The organism is Thiomonas sp. DCM-2, from assembly GCF_056820905.1.
This window is the reverse complement of the sequence record NZ_CM165962.1, coordinates 2,838,960-2,854,930: the sequence shown is the minus strand read 5'-3', so window position 1 is coordinate 2,854,930 and position 15,971 is coordinate 2,838,960. Positions and strand designations below refer to the sequence as shown.

14 protein-coding genes are annotated in these 15,971 nt (G+C 64.2%); 7 read left to right on the top strand and 7 right to left on the bottom strand.

The window, feature by feature from the left end; translation table 11 throughout:
• The 3 genes from ftsA (at position 1) to lpxC (ending at position 3,836) form a co-directional block, all read left to right on the top strand.
• Positions 1-1,245: a cell division protein FtsA gene (gene ftsA, locus AC1ZQA_RS13895; RefSeq protein WP_482677442.1), complete on the top strand. Its 1,245-nt coding sequence runs from the start codon at positions 1-3 to the stop codon at positions 1,243-1,245.
• Positions 1,246-1,342: 97 nt separating this feature from the next.
• Positions 1,343-2,530 (top strand): cell division protein FtsZ, encoded by a 1,188-nt coding sequence (ftsZ, locus tag AC1ZQA_RS13890; RefSeq protein ID WP_482677441.1) that lies wholly within the window; start codon positions 1,343-1,345, stop codon positions 2,528-2,530.
• Between the two features lie 379 nt (positions 2,531-2,909).
• A complete protein-coding gene (lpxC, locus tag AC1ZQA_RS13885; RefSeq protein ID WP_482677440.1) occupies positions 2,910-3,836 on the top strand; it encodes a UDP-3-O-acyl-N-acetylglucosamine deacetylase in 927 nt (308 codons plus the stop codon).
• A 6-nt stretch (positions 3,837-3,842) separates the two neighbouring features.
• Here the strand turns inward: lpxC and AC1ZQA_RS13880 are convergent, their stop codons facing one another.
• Positions 3,843-4,286: a DciA family protein gene (locus tag AC1ZQA_RS13880; RefSeq protein ID WP_482677439.1), complete on the bottom strand. Its 444-nt coding sequence runs from the start codon at positions 4,284-4,286 to the stop codon at positions 3,843-3,845.
• A 175-nt stretch (positions 4,287-4,461) separates the two neighbouring features.
• On the opposite strand from AC1ZQA_RS13880, the gene secA reads away from it, so the two are divergent.
• The 4 genes from secA (at position 4,462) to AC1ZQA_RS13860 (ending at position 9,919) form a co-directional block, all read left to right on the top strand.
• On the top strand, positions 4,462-7,251 hold the full coding sequence (gene secA / locus AC1ZQA_RS13875; protein WP_482677438.1) for a preprotein translocase subunit SecA: 2,790 nt from the start codon (positions 4,462-4,464) through the stop codon (positions 7,249-7,251).
• A 70-nt stretch (positions 7,252-7,321) separates the two neighbouring features.
• Positions 7,322-8,557, top strand: coding sequence for a bifunctional glutamate N-acetyltransferase/amino-acid acetyltransferase ArgJ (gene argJ, locus AC1ZQA_RS13870; protein WP_482677437.1), 1,236 nt, complete (start codon positions 7,322-7,324; stop codon positions 8,555-8,557).
• Between the two features lie 85 nt (positions 8,558-8,642).
• On the top strand, positions 8,643-9,512 hold the full coding sequence (locus tag AC1ZQA_RS13865; RefSeq protein ID WP_482679336.1) for an ATP-binding protein: 870 nt from the start codon (positions 8,643-8,645) through the stop codon (positions 9,510-9,512).
• Complete coding sequence (locus AC1ZQA_RS13860) at positions 9,509-9,919, top strand: NUDIX domain-containing protein (protein ID WP_482677436.1); 411 nt, start codon at positions 9,509-9,511, stop codon at positions 9,917-9,919. Before AC1ZQA_RS13865 ends, AC1ZQA_RS13860 begins: the two co-directional genes overlap by 4 nt.
• 23 nt (positions 9,920-9,942) lie before the next feature.
• On the opposite strand, the gene AC1ZQA_RS13855 is transcribed toward AC1ZQA_RS13860, so the two are convergent.
• From AC1ZQA_RS13855 to pilB, 6 genes are all read right to left on the bottom strand, one after another.
• On the bottom strand, positions 9,943-10,182 hold the full coding sequence (locus AC1ZQA_RS13855) for a DNA gyrase inhibitor YacG (protein ID WP_482677435.1): 240 nt from the start codon (positions 10,180-10,182) through the stop codon (positions 9,943-9,945).
• 10 nt (positions 10,183-10,192) lie between these two features.
• A complete protein-coding gene (gene zapD, locus AC1ZQA_RS13850) occupies positions 10,193-10,945 on the bottom strand; it encodes a cell division protein ZapD (RefSeq protein ID WP_482677434.1) in 753 nt (250 codons plus the stop codon).
• Between the two features lie 120 nt (positions 10,946-11,065).
• Positions 11,066-11,686 (bottom strand): dephospho-CoA kinase, encoded by a 621-nt coding sequence (coaE, locus tag AC1ZQA_RS13845; RefSeq protein ID WP_482677433.1) that lies wholly within the window; start codon positions 11,684-11,686, stop codon positions 11,066-11,068.
• A complete protein-coding gene (locus AC1ZQA_RS13840) occupies positions 11,683-12,552 on the bottom strand; it encodes a prepilin peptidase (RefSeq protein WP_482677432.1) in 870 nt (289 codons plus the stop codon). The genes coaE and AC1ZQA_RS13840 overlap by 4 nt, the downstream gene beginning before the upstream one ends.
• On the bottom strand, positions 12,552-13,772 hold the full coding sequence (locus AC1ZQA_RS13835; protein WP_482677431.1) for a type II secretion system F family protein: 1,221 nt from the start codon (positions 13,770-13,772) through the stop codon (positions 12,552-12,554). The genes AC1ZQA_RS13840 and AC1ZQA_RS13835 overlap by 1 nt, the downstream gene beginning before the upstream one ends.
• A gap of 14 nt (positions 13,773-13,786) precedes the next feature.
• Positions 13,787-15,526 (bottom strand): type IV-A pilus assembly ATPase PilB, encoded by a 1,740-nt coding sequence (gene pilB / locus AC1ZQA_RS13830; protein ID WP_482677430.1) that lies wholly within the window; start codon positions 15,524-15,526, stop codon positions 13,787-13,789.
• Positions 15,527-15,971: the final 445 nt, after the last annotated feature.

The following is a 15,971-nucleotide window of genomic DNA, read 5'->3' as shown; positions in this document are numbered from 1 at the left end:
ATGGCCAAGGACTACAAGGATCTGGTGGTGGCGCTGGACATCGGCACCTCCAAAGTGCTGGTGGTGGTTGCCGAAATGCTGGCGGATCGCGACAACCCGGCAGCCGGCTTCAAGATCGTCGGCATGGGTCAGGCGCCCACCGCGGGCATGCGCCGCGGCGTGGTGGTGGACATCGAGGCCACGGTGCAATCCATCCAGGCGGCACTGAAGGAAGCCGAGCTGATGGCCGATTGCAAGATCACCCATGTGATCACCGGCATCACCGGCAGCCACATCCGCGGGCAGAACTCGCACGGCATGGTGGCCATTAAAGACCGCGAGGTCACGCAGGCCGATGTCACCCGCGTGATCGAGACAGCCAAGGCGGTGAACATCCCCGCCGACCAGCGTCTGCTGCTGGTCGAGCCGCAGGAATTCATCATCGACGGCCAGGAGGTCAAGGAGCCCGTGGGCATGAGCGGGGTGCGGCTGGAGGTCAATGTGCACATCGTCACCGGGGCGCAGACCGCAGCGGAGAATGTGCTCAAGTGCGTGCGCCGCTGCGGGCTGGAGGTCGAACAACTGGTGCTGCACCCGCTGGCGTCCAGCCACGCCGTGCTGACCGACGACGAAAAGGAGCTCGGCGTGGCGGTGGTGGACATCGGCGCCGGGGTGACCGACATTGCCATCTACACCGGGGGCGCGATTCGCCACACCGCCATCATCCCGGTGGCCGGTGAACTGGTCACCAGCGACATCGCCATGGCGCTGCGCACGCCGACGCGCGACGCCGAGGACATCAAGATCGAGCACGGCATTGCCAAGCAGGTGCTGGCCAACCCCGAAGAAACGCTGGAGGTGCCCGGGCTGGGCGACCGCGGGCCGCGCATGCTGTCGCGCCAGGTGCTCGCCAGCGTGATCGAGCCGCGCACCGAGGAAATCTTTGCGCTGGCGCAGCAGGTCATCCGGGAATCCCGCTTCGAGGAGGTGCTGTCCTCCGGCGTGGTGCTGTGCGGCGGGTCGGCGCAGATGCCGGGCATGGTCGAACTGGCCGAGGACATTTTTCTCAAGCCGGTGCGGGTCGGGGCGCCCAGCTACAGCGGCCCGCTGGCCGACATGGTGCGCAATCCGCGCATGGCCACGGTCATGGGACTGCTCGCCGAAGCGCAGCACCAGCGTCAACGCGGTGCACGCATCGCGCAGAAGGGCAGTTCGGTCAAGGGATCGCTCAGCCGCTTCAAGGAATGGTTTGCAGGGAATTTTTGAGTTCTGCGCGGCCGCATCCGGAGGGTCCGGGTGCGGCCGCGCAGGGTGTGTTCGGCGGGCGTAGGGTGCGCCAGCCGGTTTTCAACGGAGGTGTGACATGGCTTTTGAAATGATCGAGAACGACGCCCACAGCGCGTTCAACCAGGGAACCAACATCAAGGTCATCGGTGTTGGCGGTGGCGGCGGCAACGCGGTCGAACACATGATTGCCTCGGGCGTGCGCGGGGTGGAATTCATCTGCGCCAATACCGATGCGCAGGCGCTCAAGAGCTCCAGTGCCCACCAGTTCCTGCAACTGGGCAAGACCGGTCTGGGCGCGGGCGGCAAGCCGGTGGTCGGGCGCGAGTCGGCCGACCAGGCGCGCGGCCAGATCCGCGATGCGCTCGAAGGCGCGCACATGCTGTTCATCACCGCCGGCATGGGGGGCGGCACCGGCACCGGCGCCGCGCCGGTGATCGCCAAGATCGCCCGCGAAATGGGCATTCTGACCGTGGCCGTGGTGACGCGCCCGTTCGACTTCGAGGGTTCCAAGCGCATGGCCAACGCCGAGCAGGGCCTGGCCGAGCTGGAGGCCAATGTCGACTCTCTCATCGTGGTGCTCAACGAGAAGCTGCTCGAGGTGTACGGCGACGACATCAGCCAGAAGGAGGCGTTCGCCAAGGCCAACGACGTGCTGAAGAACGCGACCGGCGGCATTGCCGAGATCATCAATGTGCCGGGCCTGATCAACGCGGACTTCGAGGACGTCAAGAGCGTGATGGGCGAGCCTGGCAAGGCCATGATGGGCACCGCGATGGCCAGCGGCCCGGACCGTGCTCGTCTGGCTGCCGAGCAGGCCGTGGTCTGCCCGCTGCTCGATGGTGTCGACCTGTCCGGTGCCAAGGGTGTGCTGGTGAACATCACTGCCGACGACTCGCTGCGTCTGGGCGAAACCCGGGAGGCGATGAACGCCATCCGCGCCTATGCCTCGCCGGATGCCAACATCATTTTCGGCACCGTGAATGATCCGACCATGGGCGACGCTCTGCGCGTCACCGTGCTGGCGACAGGACTGAGCGGCAAGGCCGAGAAGGCCGCGCCGGAACTCACCGTCATCCGCACCGGCACCGACAACGTGCCGCTGCGCACCCAGGGGTATGGCGGGCAGGCTGGCACCGATCCGTATCAAAGCCCGGCCATCTGGCGCAGTGGTCGTGGCGCACCGTCGGCGCATGTCAACGCGCTGATGCAAAGCGGCATGGACGAGGTGGAAATCCCGGCCTTCCTGCGCCGACAGGCCGACTGATCCACAACCTCGGACGCGCCCGGTGACCGGACGCGGCGATGCGCTGTGGCCGGATGAGCCCTGCCGCAGCGGCCGCCCGTCCCTCCGGCGGAGTGACCCGACTCCGTGGGAAGCCTCGCGGCAGCGTGGGCGCCGACGCAGGGGTTTCGCCCTGACAGATCACCTCCCTGTCAGGGCGGACTTGGCGTCGGCGCTTTCGGAGCGCCCCCAGGGCCGGCTCGCCGACCCGCCCCCGTGGGGATCAAGCAAACTTGGAGCGGCCCTGCATTTGCTGGACAGCCAGTGGGATTTCAGGCCGTTTTGCTCTGAGCACATCCGGCGCAAAGTCTCTAGAATGCATAGCCTCACGCAATCGAGAAATCCGTTTCCATAAAAAATCATGCTGGCGCAACGCACCATCCAATCCGTCAATCGCGCTGTGGGCGTGGGTCTGCACAGCAGCGAACGGGTGGAACTCACCCTGCGCCCGGCACCGCCCGATACCGGCATCGTGTTCACCCGCACCGACCTGAGCGAGCCGGTGGAGATCGCGCTGAATCCGTTTGCCGTGGTGGACACCCGCATGGCCACCACCCTGGGGCGTGGCGACGTGAAAATTCACACTGTCGAGCATCTGCTGTCGGCCTGCTCCGGTCTGGGCATCGACAACCTGTATATCGACGTCACCGCCGAGGAGATTCCGATTCTTGACGGTTCGGCTTCCTCCTTTGTGTATTTGCTGCAATCTGCGGGCATTGCCCTGCAAAATGCGCCGAAACGCTTCATTCGTGTGCGCAAGCCGGTGGAGTTGCGGCTCGGTCAGGGCAATGACCAGAAATGGGCGCGGCTGGAACCCTACGACGGCTTCAAGCTCAGTTTCGACATCGACTTCGACCATCCCGCGGTCGATCAGACGGCGCAGTCCACCGTGTTCGATCTCGGGCGCGATTCCTATGTGAAAGACATCGCACGCGCCCGTACCTTCGGCTTCATGCGCGATGTGGAAACCCTGCGCGAACGCGGCCTGGCGCTGGGCGGCAGCATGGAAAACGCCATCGTCATGGATGAATACCGCGTGCTCAATCAGGAGGGCCTGCGGTTCGACGACGAGTTCGTCAAACACAAGACGCTCGATGCCATCGGCGATCTGTATGTGGCGGGCAAGGCGCTGATCGGCGCGTACAGCGCGTTTCGCAGCGGCCATGCGGTGAACAACCTGCTGCTGCGCGAACTGTTTGCCGATGAAAGCGCGTTTGAAATCGTCAGTTTCGAGGACGCGAGCCGTGCGCCTGCGGCATTTCGCGCCATCCCGACGTTTGCCTTCTAGCGCCTGTCAGCGCGGTGCCGAGTCCGTTTTTGCGAGCAGGGCACGCAGGCGGGCCTGCACTGACGAAGGGCAGCTTGGTTCCTGAGACGGGGGCGGTGGCGCTGCCGCTCGGCGTTCCTCGCGGGGTTGCACCCGGATGCGAATGTCGCGCACGGCGAAGCCGCCCGCCTGCAAGTCGCGCAGCAACGTTGGCTTGAGCTGACTGAGCTTGGCCGCCACCGCGCTGGAACTGGCGGTCAGGCTCCAGACGCCCTCCTGCCATCGCCCCGGTTGCACGCCACCGAGCAGGGCCGCAGGGAGCACCCGTTGCGCAACCTCCCACATGCGTCGCGACAGCAGAGCGGCGTCGCGCAGCGCGGCAAGGGGCAACGTGACCTGCGCCCAGGCCGACAGCGACCTAGCCCCCTTTTGCAGAGACGGCGTAGCGGACGAGGAACGATGGCGGGGCATGAACGCAGCGTGACGGAACGGACTGGAAAAGCATGAATCCATCCGCATTGTGCCAGTGCGAAAGGCGTCAAAACGCACGCATACAATGAAACGTTCTGGAAACCACGCGGTTGTGTGTTGCGGCGGTCTTCCCATCAAACCCATTCCCTACTGCGGGCCAGGAGTCCGCCTCCCCATGCCAGTCAAATTCCTCACCAGTCTGTTCGGCAGCCGAAACGAGCGTTTGCTGCGCCAGTACCGGCGCGTGGTCGAGCGCATCAATGCCCTGGAGCCGCAGTTCGAGCAACTCAGCGACGATGCGCTGAAGGCCAAGACCGCAGACTTCCGGCAACAGATCGCCAATGGCCGCAGCCTCGACGATCTGCTGCCGGAAGCCTTTGCCGTCGTGCGCGAAGGCGGCAAGCGCGCGCTGAAGATGCGGCACTTCGATGTGCAGATGATTGGTGGCATCGCGCTGCACCAGGGCAAGATCGCCGAAATGCGTACCGGCGAGGGCAAGACCCTGGTGGGCACGCTGCCGGTCTACCTCAACGCGCTGACCGGCAAGGGCGTGCATGTGGTCACGGTGAACGACTACCTTGCCCGGCGCGATGCCGAGTGGATGAGCCGCCTCTACAACTTTCTGGGCCTGAGCGTGGGCATCAACCTGCCCAACATGACCAAGCCGGAAAAGCAGGCCGCCTACGCCGCCGACGTGACCTATGGCACCAACAACGAATACGGTTTCGACTACCTGCGCGACAACATGGTGTACGAGCCGGCCGAGCGGGTGCAGCGCGGCCTGAACTACGCGCTGATCGACGAGGTCGATTCCATCCTCATCGACGAGGCGCGCACGCCGCTCATCATCTCTGGCCAGGCTGACGACAACACCGAGTTGTACCGGAAGATCAACGTCATCGTGCCCCGGCTGGAGCGGCAGATCGGCGAGGAAGATCCCATCACCGGCAAGGGCGTGGAAAAGCCGGGCGACTTCACGGTGGATGAAAAGGCGCACCAGGTCTTCCTCACCGAATCGGGGCACGAGAAGGCCGAGGCCATCCTGGCTGAAATGGGGCTCATTCCTCCGGGCACCACGCTGTACGACCCGAGCAACATTCTGCTGATGCACCATGTGTACGCCGCGCTGCGCGCGCACCATCTCTACCACCGCGATCAGCATTACGTGGTGCAGAACGGCGAGGTCATCATCGTCGACGAGTTCACCGGCCGCATCATGGCGGGCCGCCGCTGGTCCGACGGTCTGCATCAGGCTGTGGAAGCCAAGGAAGGCGTGGACATTCAGAGCGAGAACCAGACGCTGGCCTCGATCACCTTCCAGAACTACTTCCGCATGTACGCCAAGCTCGGCGGCATGACCGGCACCGCCGACACCGAAGCTTTCGAGTTCCAGGAAATCTACAAGCTCGAAACCGTGGTCATTCCGACCAACAAGCCCATCCGCCGCAAGGACGCGCAGGACAAGGTCTACAAGACTGCGCATGAGCGCGACCTCGCCGTGGTGGAGGATATTCGCGACTGTCACGCGCGCGGCCAGCCGGTGCTGGTGGGCACCACCTCGATCGAGAGCAGCGAAAAGCTCTCGCTGTTGCTGCAGCAGAAAAAGCTGGCGCATCAGGTGCTCAACGCCAAGCAGCACGCGCGCGAAGCCGAGATCGTGGCCCAGGCTGGGCGACCGGGCATGATCACCATCGCCACCAATATGGCGGGCCGCGGCACCGACATCGTGCTCGGCGGCAATGTCGAAAAGCAGTGCGAACTCATCGAGGCCGATCCCAATCTGTCGGACGAGGAAAAGGCGGCCCGGGTGCACACCATCAAGAGCGAGTGGCAATCGCTGCACGACAAGGTGATTGCGGCTGGCGGCCTGCACATCATCGGCACCGAGCGGCATGAAAGCCGCCGCGTGGACAACCAGTTGCGCGGTCGGTCCGGGCGACAGGGTGACCCCGGCTCCACCCGCTTCTACCTGTCGCTCGACGACTCGCTGATGCGCATTTTTGCCGGCGACCGGGTCAAGGCCATCATGGAACGGCTGAAAATGCCCGAGGGCGAAGCCATCGAAGCCGGCATGGTCACGCGCTCCATCGAGAGCGCGCAGCGCAAGGTCGAGGCGCGCAACTTCGACATCCGCAAGCAACTGCTCGAATACGACGACGTCGCCAACGAGCAGCGCAAGATCATCTATCAGCAGCGCAATGAACTGCTCGATTCCACCGAGGTGAGCGAGCAGATCACCGCGCTGCGCCAGGGCGCCTTCTCCGATCTGGTGCGCGCCTATGTGCCCGAGCAGAGCATGGAAGAGCAGTGGGACATCCCCGGGCTGGAGAAGGTGCTGCGCGACGAATGGCAGATCGACCTGCCGCTGAAGAGCTGGCTGGAGTCGGACGAGAACATGACCGACGAGGACGTGCTCGAACGCGTGCTCGAAGCGGCAGATACGGCCTACACCACCAAGGTCGAGCAGGTCGGCAAGGAGAACTTCGCGCAGTTCGAGCGCGTGGTGCTGCTGCAGACCCTCGATCAGCAATGGCGCGAGCACCTGTCGGCGCTGGACCATCTGCGTCAGGGCATCCATCTGCGCGGCTATGCGCAGAAGCAGCCCAAGCAGGAATACAAGCGCGAGGCGTTCGAACTGTTCGGCATGATGCTTGACTCCGTGAAAACCGAAGTCACCCGCGTCCTGATGACGGTGCAGGTGCAAAGCCCGGAACAGGCCGAGCAGGCCGCCGAGAGCATGGAGCAGCAGGCGCAGCGCATCCATGTCAATTTCCAGCATGCCGATGCGGCGTCGGGCATTTCCGTGCTCGACAGTTCCGAGGCCGCACTGGCGGCAATGGCGGTGACCGGTGGTGCAGCGACCGCCGCGCACGAAGCGGATCAGTACCCCAAAGTGGGCCGCAACGATCCCTGCCCCTGCGGCAGTGGCAAGAAATACAAGCATTGCCACGGCAAGCTGAGCTGAAGCGACCTGCCCGGACGCAGGGCAGGCCTGCCCAAAAGCGTGATGTCCATCCTTTTCTGGAGAGTTCAACATGGCCGTGAATCTGTCAGCTCCTGATCCAGCCGCCTTGCGCGCCGTGGAGGGCGTGCGCCTCGGGGTGACCGAAGCCCAGATCCGCAAGCCCGGGCGCAAGGATCTCACCGTGATCCAGATCGCGCCCGGCGCCAGCGTTGCAGGCGTGTTCACGCAAAACCGTTTTTGCGCTGCGCCCGTGCAGGTCTGCCGCCAGCACCTGCAGGCCACCGGCGGGCTGGATGTGCGCGCCCTGGTCATCAACACCGGCTGCGCCAACGCCGGCACCGGCGCGCAGGGTCTGGCCGATGCGCAGCAGACCTGTGTGGAACTCGCCGCGCTGCTGGGCGTGCAGCCGCAGCAGGTGCTGCCGTTCTCCACCGGCGTCATTCTCGAGCCGCTGCCGATGGAGCGACTGCTCGCTGGCCTGCCCGCTGCCATTTCCGCCGCGCGCAGTGACGGCTGGGCCGACGCCGCGCAGGCCATCATGACCACCGACACCCTGCCCAAGGCCGCCAGCCTTCAGGTGGTGATCGACGGCGTGACCGTCACGCTCAGCGGCATCAGCAAGGGCGCAGGCATGATCCGGCCGAACATGGCGACCATGCTCGGCTTCATCGCCACCGATTGCGCAGTTCGCCCCGACGTGCTGCAGCAGCTCACCCGCGCCGCGGCGGACGATTCGTTCAACAGCATCACCATCGACGGCGACACCTCGACCAACGATTCGCTGATCGTCATGGCCACCGGCAAGGCGGCGCTGCCGCCGATCACCAGCGCATCGAGCCCACAGGCGCTGGCGCTGCAGGCCGCGTTCACCCGGCTTGCGCAGCAACTCGCGCAGGCCATCGTGCGCGACGGCGAGGGCGCGACCAAGTTCATCAGCGTCCAGGTGGAAGGCGCGCGCAGCCGCGACGAGGCGCGGCTGGTGGCGTATGCCGTGGCGCATTCACCGCTGGTCAAGACCGCGTTCTTCGCCAGCGACCCCAATCTCGGCCGCATCCTGGCCGCGGTCGGCTACGCCGGGGTGAGCGATCTGGATGTGAATGGCGTCGATCTGTATCTCGACGCGGTGCATGTGGCCACCCGCGGAGGGCGTCACCCCGCCTACCGTGAGGAGGAGGGCCAGCGGGTGATGCAGCAGGCGGAAATCACCGTGCGCATCCTGCTGGGGCGCGGAGCCGCAGCGGCCACGGTGTGGACCTGCGATCTGTCGCACGACTATGTGTCCATCAACGCCGATTACCGCTCCTGACATGCCGACAAGCCGCAAGCGCCCCCAGGCGACAACAGTTTCCGCGCACTCCCCGCAGCCCCAGGCTGTGCCGCCTGCCGCCGACCTGCCGCAGCAACTCGCGGCCCTGTTCACCCGCGCACACAGCCTGCTCGATCGGCTGGAAACCATCCTGCCCGCGCCCGCAGCCGAACCGGACTGGGCTGCCTCGGTTGCCTTTCGCTGGGTTGGCAAGGGTGGGCGCAAGCAGCTCGTGCCGGTGCACAAGCTCTCGCCCATCTCGTATGACGATCTGGTCGGCATTGACGAACAGCGCCGCAGGGTCGAGCGCAACACCCGCCAGTTCGTGCAGGGCAAGCCGGCCAACAATGTGCTCATCACCGGCTCGCGCGGCACCGGAAAGTCCTCGCTGGTCAAGGCCAGCCTGAACAAGTTCGCGCGCCAGGGCCTGCGCCTGGTCGAGGTGGACAAGGCCGACCTGATCGACCTGCCCGAACTCACCGAGCTGCTCGCAAAGCGCCCGGAGCGCTTCATCGTGTTCAGCGACGATCTGTCGTTCGAGGAAGGCGAGCCCGGCTACAAGGCGCTCAAGTCCGTGCTCGATGGGTCGGTGAGCGCCACTGCCGACAACGTGCTGATCTACGCCACGTCCAACCGTCGGCATCTCATGCCCGAGTATCTGCAGGAAAACCTGAGCTACAAGCATCTGGAAAACGGCGAGATCCATCCGGGCGAGGTGGTGGAGGAGAAGATTTCCCTGTCCGAACGGTTCGGATTGTGGGTGAGTTTCTATCCCTACAGCCAGGACGAATACCTGCGCATCGCTGCGCACTGGCTTGCCGCCTTCGGCGTGACGGACAGGCAGATGGACAAGGCGCTGCAGGAATCGCTGGTGTGGGCGCTGGAGCGGGGTTCGCGCTCTGGCCGGGTGGCCTGGCAATTCGCACGCGACTTTGCAGGCCGCGGCGGCAAATGAGCGCTTCGCGTGTGCCGATCGCCGTGGCGGTCGGGCTGATGATCCGCCCGGATGGCGCCTTTCTGATGGCATCGCGGCCTCAAGGCAAGCCCTATGCAGGGTACTGGGAGTTTCCGGGCGGCAAGCTCGAAGCGGGTGAGTCGCTGCAGGACGCGCTGGCCCGTGAATTCACTGAGGAACTGGGGGTGACCGTGCTTGAAGCCCAGTATTGGCGCAGCCTGCGCATGGACTATCCGCATGCGCTGGTCGATCTCCAGTTCTGCCGCATCACCGCCTGGCAGGGCGAACCGCAAGGGCGCGAGGGTCAACAGATTTCTTGGCAGACCCTGCCGGTCACGGTGTCTCCGGTGCTGCCCGGTGCCCTGCCGGTGCTGGAGTGGCTGAGCCAGGAGCGCAGCGCAGGCTGATGCCCCTGCCGCAGCTGTCGATGTCAGTGCGGCTTGCTGGCTAGCCCGCCAGAGAGATCCAGGGCCTGGGCGTCATCGAAGTCGGTGGGCTCTGGCTTTGCCTCCACGCGGTAGCTCTCGCTGGCCCAGGCGCCGAAATCGATGGATTTGCAGCGCTCGCTGCAAAACGGGCGCCACGGATTGCTGGGGCTGTAAACGGTCAAGGCGCCGCATTGTGGGCAGCGCACCTGGCGGCTCGAGGCCGGAGTTTGCTTGGAGTCCATGGGGGATCGGCTACGCACACAGAGTCATTTCAAACGGCACGTCGTCTGCCGAGGGCGTCATGCGCCATTCGGCATCGGGTTGCATGAAGCGCACGGACACCATCAGGCGGTGCCCGGTGATTTCAGGTACCAGGCCCAGGGCACCGTCGATGCGCAGCCGCAGCAGTTGATAGGTCTTGCCCGTGAGCTGCTGCTGGTAGGCGCCGTTCACTGCCTGGAGCTTGCGCGTGCTGCCAGCATCCCGCAGCAGGCGCAGCAGCAACTCCACGCTGCTGGCCAGGGGCGCGAACACGCTCATCCAGCGCAGCAGATCGGTCTGGCGCTGCTGCTGCGGCAAATGCTGCCAGGCGTAATACGCGGGCAGGTCGAACTCGCAGGTGCCGCCCGGGATGTTGGCGCGGCTGCGGATGGCCATGAGCCATTCGTTTTCCTGCAGGCTTTGTCCGATGCGGCCCTGCTGCTGGCTCAGTGCGGCAAATGCCCGCTCGGTCTCCTCGAGCACCGCGTCCAATGCCGATTCAGCGACCGCTGGATTGCCGCGGAAGGCGATGAAGCCCTGTCTCTGCCGCTCGAGTTCCTTGAGGGTCTCCGACTTCAGGTCCTGGCGTGTGGCCACATCCATGAGTTCGAACAGTGTGATGAGTGCGAAATGATGGTGCTCTGCCTGCGCGCTCTGCTGCAGCACATCGACACGCCGGAACAGGTGCTCCAGTCTGAGCAGGGTGCGCACGCGTTCGTGCAGGGGATATTCGTACAGAATCACAGGTCGATCCGGTTTGTGCTGCCTGGCGCATGACCATGCGAACGGTGGGTGTTGGCCCGCGCGTGGAAAAGAAAGGCAGCAGGGCGCCTGTGCCCATTGTCACGCAAGCTGCCATCGAACTCAATTTTTGAAAGCCAGCGCCCGATATTTTGCATGCAGCGCATGGACTTGATCGGCCAGCATGTGCAGGCTGCCGCTGTTGTCGATCACGTCGTCGGCGGCTTCCAGGCGCTGCGCGCGCGTGGCTTGCGCAGCCAGGATGGCGGCGATGGTCTCGGGTGCCAGTCCGGAGCGCGATCTCACACGCGCGATCTGCAGCGATTCGGGGCAGTCCACCACGCAGAGCCGATGAATCAGCGGCCGCCAGCGCGCGAGATGTTCGACGAGCAGGGGCACGACGAAGACGAGGTAGTCGCCCGTCGCGTGCGAGGCAGCGCGCTGCATCGCTTCACCGATGCGGGGATGCAGGATGGATTCGAGCCGTGCTCGGGTTTGCGGGTCGTGGAACACCCGCTCACGCATGGCTGCACGGTCCAGGGCGCCACGTGCGTCGCAGATCCCGGCGCCGAATGCCTCGATCAGGGCGGGCATTGCCGCTCCGCCGGGGGCGGTGAGTTGATGCGCGACAGCGTCTGCATCGACGATGGCCGCGCCCTGCGCCGCCAGAGAATCGGCGACTGCCGACTTGCCCGAGCCGATGCCGCCGGTCAGCCCGATGCGCAGGCGTCCAGCTTGGCTCATGCCCCCGAGGCGGGAAGAATGTAGGACAACAAGGTGCTGGGTCCGATGAACAGCAGCACGATGCCCGCTGCGGCGAGAAACGGCCCGAAGGGAATGGGCCGCCCACGCTCGGTCAGCTTGAGGAGTTGCAGGGTGATGCCGATCACCGCGCCGCAGATGCTGGACAGCAGGATGATGGGCAACAGCGCCGCGACGCCGAACCAGGCCCCGAGCGCCGCCAGCAGCTTGAAGTCGCCAAAGCCCATGCCTTCCTTGCCGGTCAGCAGCTTGAATACTTGATAGACGGACCACAGTGCCAGGTAGCCAACGACTGCGCCCCAGACCGCGCTGGAGAGTTGATCCGGGTGCAGCAAGGCATGCCAGATCAGGCCGAGCCACAGCAACGGCAGGGTGATGCTGTCCGGCAGCAGGGTGGTGTCGAAATCGATCAAGGCCAGGGTGATGAGCGACCACAGCAGGGCAATAAATGCCAGGCTGTCCCAGCTCGCTCCCCAGCGCCAGACCACTGCCGCACTCAGCAGCGCGGTGATCAGTTCCACCAGCGGATAGCGCAGGGAAATTGCCGTGCCGCAGGCCGAGCAACGCCCGCGCAGCAAGGCATAGCTCAACACCGGAATGTTCTCCCACCAGGTGATCTGGTGGCCGCAGGACGGGCAGCGCGAACGGGGCACGACGAGATCGAAACGCTCGGGATGCGTGCTTTCAGCATCTGGATGGAGTGTTGCGTGGGCATCCGCCTGCCATTGCCGCTCCATCATGACCGGCAGGCGGTAGATGACCACGTTCAGAAAACTACCCACCGCCAGGCCGAACAGCCCGGCGGCGAGTACCCAGAAGCTCAGGGGCAGCGTACTGACGTCGGGCATCAGCCGACAACCTTGCCAAGATTGAAAATGGGCAGATACATCGCCACCACCAGGCCGCCGATGATCACGCCCAGGAACACGATGATGATCGGCTCAAGAAGGGCGGAGAGGTTCTTCACCAGTTCATCCACTTCAGCCTCGTAAATGTCTGCGGCCTTGCTCAGCATGGAATCCAGCGAGCCGGATTCCTCGCCGATCGAAGTCAATTGGATGACCAACGGCGGAAACACGCCCTGTGTCTGCATCGACGTGGTCAGGCTGGTGCCGGTGGAGACGTCCTGCTGGATCTTTTCGGTGGCCCGCAGATAGACGATATTGCCGGCCGCACCACCCACGGCGTCCAGCGCTTCGACCAGCGGCACGCCGGCACCGAACATGGTGGCCAGGGTACGGGTCCAGCGCGCCAGCGCGCCCAGGCGCACCAGCTTGCCGAACACCGGCACGCGCAGCAGCAACCGATCCATGGTCTCCTGCATCTTGATGGATTTCTTCCAGGACTGCAGGAAGAAATAGCCGCCCAGAAAGATGGTGCCGAACAGGATGTACCAGTAGTGGACGAAAAAGTTGGACATCGCCACCACCATGAGGGTGGGCGCAGGAAGGCTGGCACCAAACTGCGAGAACACCTCGGTGAACACGGGCACGACAAACAGCATGATGATGGACACGACCACGAAGGCCACCACCATCACCGCAATCGGATAGGTCAGCGCGCTCTTGATCTTGCTGCGGATGGCCAGTGACTTTTCCTGATAGGTGGCCAGCCGGTCCAGAACCAGCTCGAGCATACCGGCGGTTTCACCGGCCTCGACCAGATTGCAATACAGCGCGTCGAAGTATTTGGGATGCTTGCGAAACGCATTCGACAGGCTGGTGCCGGTTTCCACGTCGCCGCGGATGTCCATGATCAGCCTGGCCATGTTCGGATTGGGATGACCGCGCCCCACGATGTCGAAGGATTGCAGCAGCGGCACCCCGGCCTTGATCATGGTGGACATCTGGCGGGTGAAGGTGGAAATGTCCTTGGCCTTGATGGCCTTGCCGCTGCTCAGCCGCCGCTTCTTGACCTTGGTGACCAGAATGCCCTGGCGCCGCAGCGAGGCCGAGACGATGGCCTCGCTGCCTGCGCGCAGTTCGCCGCGTTGGAGCTTGCCCTGCCGATCTTTCCCTTCCCACTGGAACAGCGCTTCCTTCGCTGTTCGTGCCGCTGCTGTAGCCATGGTGCTTCCCCCGTTTACTCGTTGGTCACGGCGATGATTTCTTCCAGGGATGTGACCCCCTGTTTCACCTTGATCAACCCGGACTCGCGCAGCGAGCGCACGCCTTCCTTGCGCGCCTGCTCGGCGATGTCCATGGCTGTGCCGTGGTTAAGAATGATGCGCTGAATTTCTTCCGTGATCGGCATGACCTGATAGATGCCGACGCGGCCCTTGTAGCCCGAGCCGCCGCAGGCATTGCACTTTCCCGCCTTGTACGGCTTCCAGCTGCCGTCCAGGTCTTCTTCGCGAAATCCGGCCTCCAGCAGGGTTTCTGCCGGCAGATCGACCGGCGTCTTGCACTGCGTGCAGAGCTTGCGCGCCAGGCGCTGCGCGGTGATGAGAATCACGCTGGAGGCGATGTTGAACGCGGGCACGCCCATGTTCATCAGGCGGGTCAGCGTGGTGGGCGCGTCATTGGTGTGCACTGTGGAGAGCACGAGGTGGCCGGTTTGCGCGGCCTTGATCGAAATGTCTGCGGTTTCGAGATCGCGGATCTCACCCACCATGATGATGTCAGGGTCCTGGCGCAAGAAGGCGCGCAGCGCGTTGGCGAAGGTGAGGCCGGCCTTTTCGTTGACATTGACCTGATTGACACCGGGCAGGTTGATTTCCGCCGGGTCTTCGGCCGTGGAGATGTTGACCCCGGGCTGGTTGAGCAGGTTCAGACAGGTATAGAGCGACACGGTCTTGCCGCTGCCCGTCGGCCCGGTCACCAGAATCATGCCGTAGGGCCGGTGGATCGCGCGCAGCAGCTTTTCGCGCTCCTCGGGCTCGTAGCCCAGGGCGTCGATCCCCAGCTTGGCGGCCGAGGAATCGAGAATCCGCATGACGATTTTTTCGCCATACAAAGTCGGCAGGGTGCTCACCCGGAAGTCGATCGACTTTTCCGGGCTGATGCGCAGTTTCATGCGCCCGTCCTGCGGCACGCGGCGTTCGGCGATGTCCAGCTTGGAAATGACCTTGATGCGCGAGGCGAGTTTTTCCTTGATCGAAGCCGGCGGCTGGGCGATTTCACGCAGTTCCCCATCGACGCGAAAGCGGATGCGGTAAAAATGCTCGAACGGCTCGAAATGCAGATCGGAAGCGCGCATATTGATCGCGTCGATCAGCATTTTTTGCAAAAACCGAACGACAGGTGCGTCATCAACCTCGTTCGCCAGATCCTTGGTCTCGGCCTGCTCGGAGCCGTCGCTCAGGTCGCCAAGGTCGAAGTCCTCGCCGACCAGTGCAGAAATCTGCGTGTTCGCCGATTGCCCGGCCTGCTCGATGATGCGCGTGAGCTTGTCGTATTCAACGACAACTAGCTCGATCTGCGCCTGCGACTGGAACTTGATCTTGTCTTCCGCCTCGTGGTCGGCAGGATCGGCGGTGGCGACGACCAGACGATTGCCCCGCTTGAGCAAGGGCAGAACTTTGTACGTCTGGATGATTTTCGAGTCGATCGCGCCAGTGGCCAGACGCGTTGGATCGAACGCGTCCAGATCGAGCAAGGGAAGCGAAAACGTCTTGCTGACCCAGTGCGCCAGATCGGGCGCATTCATCGACCCACTGCCGATCAGTGTGGCAATGAAACTGCTGCGGGTTTCCTGTGCGCGCTGGTGAATCTGCTCCACCAGAGTGCGCGGCAGCAACTCGGCCTGTACCAAGGCATGCGCCAGGCCGGGAAGAGCCTTGGACGGGGTGGAAGCGGAAGCGGCAATCGAAGTGGCGGACATGATGCTGCACAGGGTGGGCTGTCAATGATGCGTGCGACAGGCGCTCTTTGTAAATCCTTGGCCTTGTTCGTCGCACCGATTTGGCGTGAAAAATCCACAGTTTAGAGAGCCATGCGATCGCTTCCCGTGACGTGGTGCAATTCCACAGCCCGGACAGGCCGGGCGACACGGTACTCGGCGCGCCAGCGCAGACAGCAGTGCATCACAGGTGCTGCGCCTCGCGGGCGTCGATTCTTGACCCCACCTCGTCCGAGTGACGGCAAGTGCGCACACTCCAGAAAAACGCCCCGCAGGGGGAAAAAAGGAATCGCTGGAGGCACTGGCTGAGGCGGCCGTTCTTCTGCAGCGCTATCCCGTGGAGCTGCAACCCCGCGCTGGCGTCTTGCAGCGGGGATGCTGGTGTGCCGCGGGCCCGAGTCTGCGCAGACAGCCCTGGAACAACTGC

Excerpts from the sequence above, each read along its gene's own strand:
- pilB (WP_482677430.1), bottom strand. The coding sequence starts at position 15,526 with ATGTCCGCCACTTCGATTGCCGCTTCCGCTTCCACCCCGTCCAAGGCT.
- coaE (WP_482677433.1), bottom strand. The coding sequence starts at position 11,686 with ATGAGCCAAGCTGGACGCCTGCGCATCGGGCTGACCGGCGGCATCGGC.
- ftsA (WP_482677442.1), top strand. The coding sequence starts at position 1 with ATGGCCAAGGACTACAAGGATCTGGTGGTGGCGCTGGACATCGGCACC.
- lpxC (WP_482677440.1), top strand. The coding sequence starts at position 2,910 with ATGCTGGCGCAACGCACCATCCAATCCGTCAATCGCGCTGTGGGCGTG.
- AC1ZQA_RS13880 (WP_482677439.1), bottom strand. The coding sequence starts at position 4,286 with ATGCCCCGCCATCGTTCCTCGTCCGCTACGCCGTCTCTGCAAAAGGGG.
- secA (WP_482677438.1), top strand. The coding sequence starts at position 4,462 with ATGCCAGTCAAATTCCTCACCAGTCTGTTCGGCAGCCGAAACGAGCGT.
- AC1ZQA_RS13855 (WP_482677435.1), bottom strand. The coding sequence starts at position 10,182 with ATGGACTCCAAGCAAACTCCGGCCTCGAGCCGCCAGGTGCGCTGCCCA.
- AC1ZQA_RS13835 (WP_482677431.1), bottom strand. The coding sequence starts at position 13,772 with ATGGCTACAGCAGCGGCACGAACAGCGAAGGAAGCGCTGTTCCAGTGG.
- AC1ZQA_RS13860 (WP_482677436.1), top strand. The coding sequence starts at position 9,509 with ATGAGCGCTTCGCGTGTGCCGATCGCCGTGGCGGTCGGGCTGATGATC.
- ftsZ (WP_482677441.1), top strand. The coding sequence starts at position 1,343 with ATGGCTTTTGAAATGATCGAGAACGACGCCCACAGCGCGTTCAACCAG.
- argJ (WP_482677437.1), top strand. The coding sequence starts at position 7,322 with ATGGCCGTGAATCTGTCAGCTCCTGATCCAGCCGCCTTGCGCGCCGTG.
- AC1ZQA_RS13840 (WP_482677432.1), bottom strand. The coding sequence starts at position 12,552 with ATGCCCGACGTCAGTACGCTGCCCCTGAGCTTCTGGGTACTCGCCGCC.